6 protein-coding genes are annotated in these 12,977 nt (G+C 36.6%); 4 read left to right on the top strand and 2 right to left on the bottom strand.

The window, feature by feature from the left end; all coding sequences use genetic code 11:
* The first annotated feature begins 3 nt into the window (after positions 1 to 3).
* The 4 genes from HW347_RS17500 to HW347_RS17485 all read left to right on the top strand — a co-directional run bounded on the left by HW347_RS17500 (position 4) and on the right by HW347_RS17485 (position 10,236).
* Complete coding sequence (locus HW347_RS17500; protein ID WP_214613030.1) at positions 4 to 1,653, top strand: RagB/SusD family nutrient uptake outer membrane protein; 1,650 nt, start codon at positions 4 to 6, stop codon at positions 1,651 to 1,653.
* 109 nt (positions 1,654 to 1,762) lie between these two features.
* Positions 1,763 to 3,817: a glycosyl hydrolase 115 family protein gene (locus HW347_RS17495; protein WP_214613029.1), complete on the top strand. Its 2,055-nt coding sequence runs from the start codon at positions 1,763 to 1,765 to the stop codon at positions 3,815 to 3,817.
* A gap of 13 nt (positions 3,818 to 3,830) precedes the next feature.
* Complete coding sequence (locus tag HW347_RS17490; protein WP_214613028.1) at positions 3,831 to 6,143, top strand: GH92 family glycosyl hydrolase; 2,313 nt, start codon at positions 3,831 to 3,833, stop codon at positions 6,141 to 6,143.
* A gap of 61 nt (positions 6,144 to 6,204) precedes the next feature.
* Entirely contained in the window at positions 6,205 to 10,236 is a 4,032-nt protein-coding gene (locus tag HW347_RS17485; RefSeq protein WP_214613027.1) for a hybrid sensor histidine kinase/response regulator transcription factor, read from the top strand.
* Positions 10,237 to 10,257: 21 nt separating this feature from the next.
* Here HW347_RS17485 and ribB read toward each other — a convergent pair whose 3' ends face one another.
* Together ribB and HW347_RS17475 are read right to left on the bottom strand one after the other, a co-directional pair.
* Positions 10,258 to 11,400: a 3,4-dihydroxy-2-butanone-4-phosphate synthase gene (gene ribB, locus HW347_RS17480; RefSeq protein WP_214613026.1), complete on the bottom strand. Its 1,143-nt coding sequence runs from the start codon at positions 11,398 to 11,400 to the stop codon at positions 10,258 to 10,260.
* Positions 11,397 to 12,971 (bottom strand): LptF/LptG family permease, encoded by a 1,575-nt coding sequence (locus HW347_RS17475; RefSeq protein WP_214613025.1) that lies wholly within the window; start codon positions 12,969 to 12,971, stop codon positions 11,397 to 11,399. The genes ribB and HW347_RS17475 overlap by 4 nt, the downstream gene beginning before the upstream one ends.
* Between the last annotated feature and the right edge of the window lie 6 nt (positions 12,972 to 12,977).

Raw genomic sequence — 12,977 nt, 5'->3', positions numbered from 1 at the left:
AAGATGAAACTAGATATAAAAATTAAGCACATAGGCGTCGTACTACTTGGTATGATTACTTTTAGTGCATGCGACAGTTATATTGAAGAAGATATTTTTTCAGACATAACAAGTGAGAATTTCATTGAGGAAGGTACAGCAGACCAGTTGGTTGTAGGTATATATTCTTCCTTAAGAGAGGTATATAAAGATTACAATTTAAAGTTTTTAGGTACCGATTTATTTACCGTTAAAGGAGAATTGAATTCAGTCTCTTCAGTCAATGACTATTTTGGTTTTGATTCAGGTGTTGGCGGATCTTTATGGACAAAAAATTATGATGTTGTTGCAAAAGCTAATACGGCCATTAACCGTTATGAGAATCAAATTGATTGGACAGATTCTAAGTTAGGAGATAAGGCATATGGTATTGCTCAGGCAAAAGCATTACGTGGTTTGGCATTTTTTAATATGGTTCAGCAATATGGTGGATTAGTTTTAGATTTGGAAGAACCAACTACAATTCGTTCAAACTACACCAGAAGCACAGAGGAAGAAACATATGCCCAAATCATTAGTGATTTGGAAGATGCTATACCAACTTTACTTAATGACCCCGAAACAGGACGGTTTTCAAAAAGAGCTGCACAACACGTTTTATCAGAAGTTTATTTAACAAGAGGTTATACTTCGTTTGGAAGTTCGGACGATTTTAATACCGCGGCAGCGCTTGCTGAAGAAGCCATTGGTTCGTATGATATCAGAAGTCAATCTTATGCCGAAGTTTTTGCTTACGACAATCAAGTAAACGACGAGATTCTATTTGCAATACAATGGGGAACTAATGGGCTTGCAACTGATCAAGAGAATACAAAGCATTCTCTTTTTATGAATCAAGTATCAAATTATCCGGGAGTAAACAGAACAACTACTCCTTATGGTTTTAGTGATTTTAATGCTATGCCTACGCCGTTTTTCTATTCTTTGTTAGCAGATAATGATAGTAGAGATGATGCCACCATACACAGAGCAATTCTTGCTGACGGTGATGAAGAGGAAGGACCTGATGCTATTGTAGCTGGGGACACGATTGTGTATTACCCAAAAGTAGCTATAGATGCTATTGAATTAGCGGAACGTTTGGACAGGTATTGGGTGTACCAGCCTGACCAGTATTTATTTGGACAGCCAGATAACGTACCTGGAGTCAACTATTTATATTCTCTAAATCCAGAGCGAACTAACTTCCCTATTTTCAAGAAGTTTGACGATGAGATATTTAGTGAAGCTACAGATGGTGCTCGTGATACGTTTGTATTTAGAATAGCAGAAACACATTTAATAGCTGCTGAGGCATATTTAGCTGCCGGTAATCCAGGATCAGCGTTAAACCATATGAACATTGTTAGAGAGCGTGCAACTGGTGTTGCTAACGAATATACTTCTGTAACAATAGATGATATTCTAAATGAGAGAGCTTTGGAATTAGCTGGTGAAGCAAATAGATGGGCCGTATTAAAACGAACAGGAAAATTAGAGGAGCGTATTTTAGCTTACAACCCGCACGTTCAAGACCACGGTGCTTTTGATGCCAGTATTCACTTGTTGAGACCTATTCCTTCTAGTGAATTAGAACTTTCAGATGGTTCATTGACGCAGAACCCAGGATACTAAAAAAAATTGAGTTTAGTTAAATTGAGTTAGTTGAATATGGGCGGGAGTGGTATTCCTGCCCATATTTTTTAAACATCTTCTTAATTACAGATACGTATATCAGATTATTATGACGTCTAAAACACTAAGATTTAGCCGAGTTCTTTTATTACTTCCCATTATAGGGCTATTTCTATTATATGCTTTTTCCAAAGAACCAACATCTTCTATTTATTTAGTGGTCGGGAAACAAGCGAATGAAACGGAGTTAAATACCGTCGAAGATTTACAAAATGATTTAAAAAAGGCTTTATCCACAAAGGTGGAAGTGGTTGCCAATATTAATGATGTTCCTAAAAAAGGAACAATTATTCTATTGGGAACACCAAAATCTAATGCTTTGATAGCCTCTTTGAATACATCAAAAAAAATACAGATTACTGCAGTAAATCCAGGTCCACGTGGTGGTATTTGGGCAAAAACTAATCTAAAGAATAAAAAGGAAATAATTGTAATAGCTGGCTCTGATGTACAAGGTCTTCAGTATGCCATTTATGATTATTCAAATGAAATATTGGGTGTTGATCCTGTTCAATATTGGACAGGAAAGGAAATAGTAAAGAAAGAACTTAAAGACCTATTTGCTTTTGAGAATAGGCATATTGCTCCGCCAAAAGTACCATTGTTATGTTACTTTGAGAATGATGTAGATGAGTTGGCAAACTACAGGGGAGATTTACTAGAATACGATTGGGAGAGTTATACGGAGTTAATTAATTCGTTGGTGCGACTACGATACAATGCAATTCAAATTTTTGATATGCTTGGACGGCCTGAATTTTTCATCCGTCCAGAATATAAGGAATTAACGGATTACCAAGTGGATGTGGCCTATGTTGAAAAGATGATAGACTACGCACAGAAAAAAGGAATGAAGGTGGCCATAGACTTTGCGCTTGGCTATCAGATACATCCTATGTCTGCGGATAAAGCTACCTGCTGGAAAGATTATAAAGAAGATTGGATAACGGCATGGCGTTATTATCTAGAAAAAACACCATTGCGTAAAACTGACATTTTTATACTACGGCCTCGTCATCAAGTATGGGACTGGGAGTACGTAAGTAGTTGTGGAGAAGAGAAAATAGCCGTCTTTAATGAGGTGTACAAATCTTTTGGGGATTTGGTAGATGAATACAAACCGGAGGCGGACAAGGTTTTGGTGTGCTATTCCGATGGAATGGAAATGTGGAACGATGGTTTCAGACCACCAAAAGATTGGATAGTTGCATGGTCTGACCATGGTTTTGGAGATTTTGAACATTTGCCTAATACTACAGATGGTTACAACTTTGGTACCTATATGCATGCTGGGTACTGGTTAAACCATACGGTTCACAACCCATATCCAGAAAAAGTGGAATCGGTAATGAAAAATATGTTCAGTACTTATAATGCCGATAAATTTTGCTTGGTAAACGGACAAAATTTTAGACCATTTTTACTGAATATTGAGGCGTATTCAGAAGTATGTAATGACCCAGAAAGTTTTAATGCACATTTATTTTATAAAAATTGGACAGAGCGTTATTTCAATGATGTGAGTGCTAAACATGCGGTAACGTCAATGAAATCTTTACATGAATCACAAAAGAACCGCATTGGTTATGTTCAGCACCTTTGGGAAATTAGAGAAGCTATTTCCTATTTGTCCGATAGCCCAATACAGAGACCGGGAAAATCACCTGTAGCTCATGATTACAAAAGGGTAGCGAATGATTTAGAACATGTAAAAGTTACAGAAGAACTCATAGATCTTTCGGTTCAAGAAGCAGAAAAAGGACTTAAGGAAACTACGGAAAATGAGACTTTCTTTCATGATTATATGTATTTACCAGTGGTGTTATACCAAGATTTGATTCGTTTGGAGCGAACACTACACAAGATGGCGGTATTGAAAAAAGGGTTTGAAGATACATCTGATGATTTGCTTCTAAACGAAGCCAAAGCTTTATTACCAGAGGCCAAAACACAATTGGAAGAAATTTATCGAAATAGGAGAAGTGGTGATAAATCACCTAAATGGAATAATTGGTACAATCCAGAAATCAGAAGACCGAATAATGGATTTCCAACTTTTGAAATGTTGAATAAAATTGAATCAAATCTCAATTCAAAAAGCTAAAGAAACGTATTATATGAATTTATTTTCGAAAGTTCCTTTCTACGGAATCTACATTATACTAGCGGTTATGCTCTCTTCTTGTGAGTCAAAAGTAGAGACAAAAGAAACGGCAAAAAGTATAGAACCGGTAGACTTGGTTTACACACAACTAGATACAGAAAACTCTAGGTGGTTTTTCTTTTCATCTGCTAGTAGACCCTTTGGCATGGTAAATCTTAGTCCAGATACAGAAGTAGATGGGGCATGGGGCAGTGGTTATCGCTATAAAGTAGATACAATTCAGGGTTTTAGTCACATTCACGCTTGGCAACTTTCGGGCTTGTCAGTTATGCCGGTTACTATTAATGAGTCGAATGCAAAATCAGTTTTTACAGATTTCAAATCAAAATTCAGTCATGACAAAGAAAAAGTATCTCCAGGATATCATTCTCTAAGTCTTGAAAAGTATGATATAGATGTTGAGCTTACGAGTACAACACGGGTGGGATTACATAAATATAACTATCCGAAAGAGGGTAAAAAATCAGCAATACTCTTCAATCTAAATGGAATATTAGGTCCGAATGAAAATACAGATGGATTACTTGAACAAATAGATAGCAAATCTTTAAAAGGGGAATTGGTAATCAAAGAAACTACTAGAAGGCCAAAGCCTGTAAAACTCTATTTTGCAATTGATTTGGATACGGAAATAGCTTCAATAGAAAAAGATGATAAAACTGGTAATTACTTAGTTTTTTTAAAGGGAGATACAGATGAAGTTTTAATGAAGGCAGGAATTTCATACACCTCTTTTGAAAATGCAAAAGGTAATATTGATAATGAATTGGCAGAATGGAATTTTGACCAGACCGTTAAAGATTCTAGGAAAGAGTGGAACGGATTACTAGGAAGAATAAAAGTTGAAGGTAATACGGAAATCGCACAAAAGAGATTCTACACAGATTTATGGCATAGTTTACAAGGCCGAAGGATTATTAGCGATGCTAACGGAGCATATCCTGATTATACGGGTGAGACTTTTAGAGTAGGCCAATTGCCACTTGATGATAGTGAAAAACCAAAATTCAATCATTATAACTCAGATTCTTTTTGGGGAGCACAATGGACACTAAATACGCTTTGGGGTTTAGTCTATCCAGATATTATGGAAGAATTTGTAAACTCTCTGATGCAATATTATAAAGATGGGGGAATGGTACCCAGAGGTCCTTCCGGAGGAAATTATACTTATGTGATGACCGGTGCTTCATCTACGCCATTTATAGTAAGTGCAATTCAAAAAGGACTTATTACAGAAGATTTGGAGAAAATTTACCAAGCTCTAAAGAAAAACCATATGCCAGGAGGTATTATGGGTAAAGCTGGGTATGAGCACAATACAACAATAGGTGGCGGACTCAAGTATTATGTAGAGAACGGATACGTGCCTCACCCAATACCCGAAGGTAAATTTGGTGGGCATCAAGATGGCGCAAGTATGACCATGGAATACGCTTATCAAGATTGGACACTGGCGCAATTGGCTAAAAAACTCAGGAATACTGAGGACTATAACTACTTCCTAAAACGATCACAGAATTATAAAAATGTTTTTGATACTTCCATAGGATGGATGAGGCCGAAAGATGTAGCGGGTAAGTGGCGCGAAAATTATAGTCCTTACGAACATGAAAATGGTTTTATAGAATCCAATGGAGCGCAATCTACCTGGTTTGTACCTCATGACGAAGAAGGCCTCGCCAAATTAATGGGAGGGAAGTCTGCAGCGGTAGAAAAATTAGATGAACAGTTTAAGACTGCTGAAAAGTTAGGCTTTACAGCTGGTAATTCCCATTCGCAAGAATTGCATCCTGAATACAGGAATATTCCCATTAATTACGGAAACCAGCCATCTATACAAACTGCTTTTATTTTTAATAAATTAGATAGGCCAGACCTTACACAGTATTGGTCTCGTAGAGTTGCTAATACGGTTTTTGGCGGGCTTTCACCTGCAACAGGATATAATGGAGATGAAGACCAAGGATTAATGGGTAGCTTGGCCGTATTAATGAAGATAGGCCTATTTCAAATGAATGGAGGTACTGAGGAGAATCCAAAATATGAATTTGGAAGCCCAAGTTTTGATAAAGTAAGTATTAGCCTTCAGAACGGAAAAAGTTTAATTATAAATTCTCTTGGAGCAAGTAACGATGATGTGTTCATTAAGAGTATTCAATTGAACAAGTCACCTTACGAAAAATATCATATTACCCATGACTTGATAACTAGTGGAGTTACCTTAGATTTTCAAATGACCTCTGAGCAGCCTACAATAGAATAAATCCAGATGAGCTTGGAGTTGATTTTTAAAACCTTAAATTGTAATTGCAACTCAAAAATTTATGGGCTACCGATTAGCATGTGTTTTCTGGTTTACCTTCTCTGTTTGGGGAATGTGTGCTCAATCATTAAAATTTGAGCATTATAATGATGCTAGTGGTATTTCTCATAATTCGGTAAGACACATTGTTCAAGATAATGAAGGCTTCCTTTGGTTTGGAACATTTTCAGGCCTTAACCGTTTTGACGGGTATGAATTTAAATCATACACCAGTGTTTCACCCTCTGTAAATACCATTCCCAATGATGATATTACTGCACTGGAGTTTAATAAAGAAACCAACCAATTATGGATTGGAACGCGTAACGGGCTTACGCTTCTTGATTTAAACACTTATAAATTCAAAGTTTTTTTACCTGACGCTAATAATACCGGGTCATTACCAGATAAGGAAATTAGGTCTGTTCATATAGATTCGTTTAAAAGAGTTTGGGTTGGTACCAAAGACCAAGGGTTGTTTCTGTATGATTCTAAAAAAGAAAGCTTTAGTAAAATTCCTCTTGAGGGTTTTACCTACGTTAAAGAAATTTTTGAGGATTCTAAAGGCCGTTTATGGATTGGTAGTTATGGCGATGTTGGAATAGCTAGAATTTCTTTAGACAACCTTGGTTCCATTGTACAAATAAAACAATACTTGTTATCGGTTCAAAATGAAGCTAGCCCTTATGTGAACTTCATTTACGAAGACCAGAAGGCGGATATTTTTGCAGGTAGTAGAAACGGGTTATACAAATTGAATGTAGATCAAGATAGCTTTCAAAATTTGCTTATTAAAGATTCTGAAGTAAGGGATAAGCTGGGACCTTATTTTATATCAATAGCAAAAGCTCCCAACGGAAAATATTGGCTGGGAACTTTAGGAGGTATTTTGCAAGTAGATGCTTTAGAAGACATCCAGACTAAGCAGTATGATTGGTATTTTTCCGAATTGTCTGATGATGACTCATTAGTGGACAACTTGGTTTCTTCTCTATATTTTGATGCTTCGGGTGTGCTTTGGGTGGGTACTGAAGAAGGATTGGATAAGTACGATCCTTACGAGAATCAGTTTAAATATAACACATCAATCAGTCAGTTTATAGAAAACCAAGTGCCTCGTATCCGAGATTTCTCAAAAACTTTTGATGAGAAAATAATAGTAGCAACAAGGCATAATGGTCTATTTCTTTCAAAAAAAGAAAACTATGTTCCACTTTACAATACTCAAAAAGATATTGCCAGCATGTATTCCTTGGATGGGAAAACATTCTATTGTGGTCTTTGGAATGGAAAAATACTGGTTTATAATTACCTAAATAAAACTGACAAGGTAATTGACGTAGGATTTAAACATGCTCCCATTTTAGCTTTTGAGCCTTTTGGAAATAATCAAATGATTATAGCTTCTCACGGTGAGGGTGCTGTTGTCTTGAATTTGGAAACTCAAAAAGTAGATAAGACTTATGGGAATTTGTTGCCTACGCTTGATATCAATACGGTAAAAGCGAGTGCGGATAATAAAATTTGGTTTGCCACACAAATGGGCGTCTATTGCTACGATAGACAATCAATGAAAGTTAAGGCGTACGAAGCCAAACCAGAGATTAAGGTTGGTTTACCTCATAATAACGTTAGCGATATTGCCATAGATGAATCAGGTAAAATTTGGGCCGCTACCCGTAAGGGGCTCTGTTATTATGACCCCGCATTAGACAATTTTTTACCAGTAGATGAAATAGACGGATTGCAGAATAGGTGGATTACAAACCTTCTATCTAATAAAGATGGATTTCTGTGGTTGAACATGAATAATAATAATTTAGGCAAATATGACATTGCCTCAAAAGAATTAAAATTATACCACACGGAAAGTGGAAATCGGCTAGATATATTCAGTACCAGAGGGTTTTATTATGCAGATGATTCCCATATGTACCTTGGTGGTAAGGAGGGGATTATAACCTTTTCGCCAAAAGAACTTTCTGTAAACGAATATGCGCCAGAACCTATAATCACCAATATTAGAGTACAGAATAAGGCCGTAGAAATTGGCTCGGTAATAAACGGACAGCAGATACTTAAATCTGATATAAATATAGATAGAAACCTTATTCTTAAGAATACCAATAAGAATTTCTCGCTTACTTTTTCTAGTCCATCTTACGTAAACGGAAGACAGAATAGGTATAGTTATATTTTAGAAGGGTTTGATGAAAATTGGAACACCGTAGATGTTCGGCAACGAACTGTTCAATACACCAATTTATTCTCGGGAGATTATGTATTTAAAGTAAAGGCTATGAATAGTCATGGGGTCTGGAGTAATGTTGCTTCGTACCAAATTGAAATACTTCCTCCTTTCTGGTTTACCTATAAAGCATTTTTTCTTATGTTATTAGTATTGGCCTTGGCTTTTTATCTCATACGCAAACAAATAAGAGCCCGTATTGTATTAAAACAACAATGGTTAATGGAGAGGGTAAAACGAGAACGTGATGAAAAATTGAATAACGAAAAGCTGCGTTTCTTTACGAATATATCTCATGAACTTAGAACTCCACTAACGCTAATTTTAGGCCCCGCGAAACAGTTAATTGAGGATGGGAAGGACTCTGGAAATTATTTTCAACAGAGCCGCTATAATCTAATTCATCAGAACGCTAATAGGTTATTGAACTTGGTAAATCAGGTACTGGATTTTAGAAGGGCCCAATCTGGTGAATTGCGTTTGAAGGTAACGAAGACGGATATTCTTCTGTATACAAAAAACACCTTTCGTTCATTTGAAGAGTTGGCGGACGATAAAAAAATCAATTTCAACTTAATATCGGAAAATAACAAAATTGAAGGATATATAGATCGAGACAAGTATGATAAAATGCTGTATAATCTATTATCCAATGCATTGAAATTCACTCATAATTATGGTCATGTAGACCTTTTTATAGAAGTAAAAGAGGAGGGGAGTGAGGCCTCATTAATTGTAGAAGTGAGTGATGACGGAATTGGAGTTCCTAAAGAAAGTCAAAAGAAAATTTTCTCTCGATTTTATCAAGCTTCCAATAGCACCAGCCTTAATACAGGTTCTGGAATTGGTTTATCACTAGTAAAAGCTTTGACGGAATTACACAAAGGACAGATAACGGTAGAAAGCGAGCTGAACAAAGGCAGTGTATTTACTTTGAAACTACCAATTTCCCGTACAGCCTATGAAGATGATGAAGTGTTTGAGTACGAGAAAAGCCAAGTAGTTGAAGATTCTCCACAGCTTATTACCGCAAAGAAAATCATTCAAAGTACCCATTTAAAAGAGCGGATATTAATTATAGAAGATAATGCGGAACTACGTAATTATTTAATGGATTACCTCTCTGATTACTACAAGGTTTTTGAAGCTGAGAACGGAGAAAAAGGGTTGGAAGTCTGCTTAAATGTTAAACCGGCTATCTGTATTGCAGACGTTATGATGCCAGTTAAAAACGGATTAGAATTTTGTAAAGCATTAAAGAACGATTCGGATATTAGTCACATTCCTGTTATTCTATTAACGGCATTATCAGATAATGATGATAAAATAAAGGGGTACAGCTCTGGAGCTGATGGGTATTTGGTAAAACCGTTTGACCCCTCATTGCTTAAAACTAGAATTGAAAATATCATCAATTCCAGGAAAGAATTAAAAAATAGATTTTCGGAAGAAATAGAAAGTCAAGTGAATACGTTGACGCATTCACCCATAGATCAATCTTTCATGGAAGATTTAACGAAATTGATTCATGAGAATATGGGGAATAGCGAGTTAAACACTTCTCTTCTTTGTCAGTCATTGGGGATGAGTTCATCAAAATTATACCGAAAGATTAAAGAACTTACGGATTTGGCGCCCAATGAATTCATACGAACGATTAGACTAAAAAAATCAGCTCAACTTCTAAGAACAAAAAAATACAATGTATCCGAAGTCACTACCCTTATTGGGTTTAGTGACCCCTTATACTTTAGTCGATGTTTTAAAAAGCAATTCGGTTATCCGCCAAGTCAATTAATAAAATAGATTGCTACGCAAAAAGGGATACTAGTATCCTACGTACTCTACAATTTCAATACCGTAACCAATAATACCAACACGTTTGGTTTGTGGTGAATTTGAAAGGATTCTCATTTTGACAATGCCCAAATCATGAAGAATTTGTGCTCCGATACCAAAATCACGGGCGTCCATATCAATCTTTGGTGCTTTTTGAATTCCTTTTTTCTGTAGTTCTTTTAGCTCTGCCAATCGTGATAATAGATTCAAGGATTCAGAATCTTGATTTATAAAAACAATGGCGCCTTTCCCTTCCTTATCAATAGCCTTGAACATGTCTTCAAGTTTTGCATCAGGGTTATTGGTAAGCGTACCTAAAATATCATTGTTAACCAAGGTAGAATTGATACGGGTCAATACCTTTTCGGTTTTGTTCCAAGAGCCTTTAGTTAAAGCAATATGCACGTGGTTATTTGTAGTCTGCTGATAAGCTCGTAGGCGAAATTTCCCAAAACGAGTTTCTATATCAAAATCTTCTTTTTTAGCAATAAGGCTGTCATGCTCCATTCTGTAGGCAACCAAATCTTCTATAGAAACAATTTTGAGGTCAAACTTTTTGGCAACCTTTACTAATTGAGGTAAACGGGCCATACTCCCGTCTTCATTCATGATTTCTACAATATAACCAGCTGGTTGCAATCCTGCCAAGCGGGCAAAGTCAATAGCGGCTTCTGTATGGCCTGTTCTTCGTAATACGCCGCCTTCTCTTGCAACAAGCGGGAAAATATGCCCAGGGCGCGCCAAATCATGTGGTTTGGTTTCTTTTTTAGTCAGGGCAAGTACCGTTTGGGCTCTGTCCGAAGCAGAAATTCCAGTAGTAACACCACCACCACGTAAATCTACAGATACGGTGAAGGCCGTTTCCATAGGATCCGTATTGTTATTGACCATCATGTGAAGACCTAAATCTTTACATCTGCCTTCAGTTAACGGAGCGCAAATAAGTCCTCTACCATGGGTAGCCATAAAATTCACGGTTTCAGTTGTTGCCAATTCTGCAGCAGCTAAAAAATCACCTTCGTTCTCACGATTTTCATCGTCTACAACAATAATGACATTACCTTTTCTTATTTCATCAATGGCCTCCTCAATAGTATTCAATTGAATTTTCTTTTCCATATCGGTAATCATTCTTCTTCAGTTTTGTCCTTTTTAGAAAAAAGACGTTTGACAAGGTCTATAACATTTCCAAAATTTATCATACCCTGGTCTGCCGTAGCTTGTCTTGTTAAGTAAATACCTAAAGGTAACATAACCATTGAAGATAGCCATGCTCCTATAATAGGGTGAATATTGCCTTTGTAGCTGTAGTTTTCAGCGAAAACGCCTAAGAAATAATAGACTAAAAATAGTAAGATGGCAACTACCATTGGTAAACCTATGCCACCTTTTCTAATTATAGCTCCTAGTGGTGCTCCTACAAAAAATAAGATGATACATGAAAGCGCCAAAGCATACTTTTCATGTAGTGAGAAGACATGCCTACGGTGTATTTCGTAGCGCTTGTCTAGCTCTTGTTTTTTTCCTTCAATAGAGGTCATTATATTGGAAACCGAGTTTTTGGCAGAGTTCATAACCTGCACTTTTTGCCAGTCTTTAAATAATGATATAATGTCTGCTGGAGGTGTCTTTTCGTTTGATGCTACAGCGGCTACTGATAGGGAATCTGTTGTGATATCCTCCTTGGTAACTGTGGTAGCCGTATCAATAGGGATTTTTGTTGAAGTTTTCTTATCTGCTGATGCTTCTTTCTCACGAAGCAATTCCATTTTTTTGGTAACGGCTGTGTCTTTGGGGGTAAGAGGAATAAAACCACCCATACGATAAACTATGTTTTTGGAGAAGGCTTGTACAATTCTACGATTGTCATCCTCAATTGAATCCATATCTTTTATTAATCTAGAGACATTTTTCATCTTCTCACGATTAGATACATTTTCCTCTTCAAGGTCTTGCTCCATTTCCGGAATTTCAATGTTCATCCGGTAAATTTCAAAATCGGTATTGGTAAAGGGATACTTTCTTTTTTCGGTACTTTTTGTTTTGTCCATGTCACGATAGTCATGACCGTCACGAAGTACTAATTGAATAAGCTCTGAATCTTCACTACTAATAAGTTCGCCTGTTTTTGCTTTTATTACTGTGCTATTAACATTGGCGGCGGTTTTCTGGTGAATGATTACATTTTTTAAAAAGCGGTCTTTCTCACCATACTTTTCATCAACCTTAATACTCATGCCTTCAAAGTCACTAAAAACTCCCTTTTCTATAGCTGCTGCGGGCTTTACTTTGGCAATGTTACGCCGCATATTGTAGATTTTCTGTTCAGAAGCAGGTATCACGCTATTTGCAAAGTAAAAGGTAACGCCTCCTAAAAGGACCATAAAAATAATAAGGCTTAGCATGGAGCGCTGTAAGGAAATACCAGAGGCCTTCATTGCTGCGAATTCGTAATTCTCCGCCAGTGTTCCAAAAGTAAGAATGGAGGCTAGAATAACAGTTAAAGGCAATACCTTTTCCGTTAAGCTGGGCATCATGTAAAAGAAAAACTTACTTATAATACCAATATCCAGACCTTTACCGGCAAAATCATCAATAAACAACCATATCGTCTGAAATATGAAGATGAACATCAATATTACGAACGAACTCAAAAAATTATAAAGGAACCGCGATAATATATATCGGTCTAGAATTCTCAATGTGGC

The sequence above is a fragment of the Zobellia barbeyronii genome (genome assembly GCF_018603515.1).
Classification (GTDB): Bacteria; Bacteroidota; Bacteroidia; order Flavobacteriales; family Flavobacteriaceae; genus Zobellia; species Zobellia barbeyronii.
Note: the sequence above shows the minus strand (reverse complement) of the source record. Positions and strands in the feature narration are given on the sequence as shown.

Coding starts and splice junctions, on each gene's coding strand:
- HW347_RS17495 (WP_214613029.1), top strand. CDS start 1,763: ATGACGTCTAAAACACTAAGATTTAGCCGAGTTCTTTTATTACTTCCC.
- ribB (WP_214613026.1), bottom strand. CDS start 11,400: ATGATTACCGATATGGAAAAGAAAATTCAATTGAATACTATTGAGGAG.
- HW347_RS17500 (WP_214613030.1), top strand. CDS start 4: ATGAAACTAGATATAAAAATTAAGCACATAGGCGTCGTACTACTTGGT.
- HW347_RS17485 (WP_214613027.1), top strand. CDS start 6,205: ATGGGCTACCGATTAGCATGTGTTTTCTGGTTTACCTTCTCTGTTTGG.
- HW347_RS17490 (WP_214613028.1), top strand. CDS start 3,831: ATGAATTTATTTTCGAAAGTTCCTTTCTACGGAATCTACATTATACTA.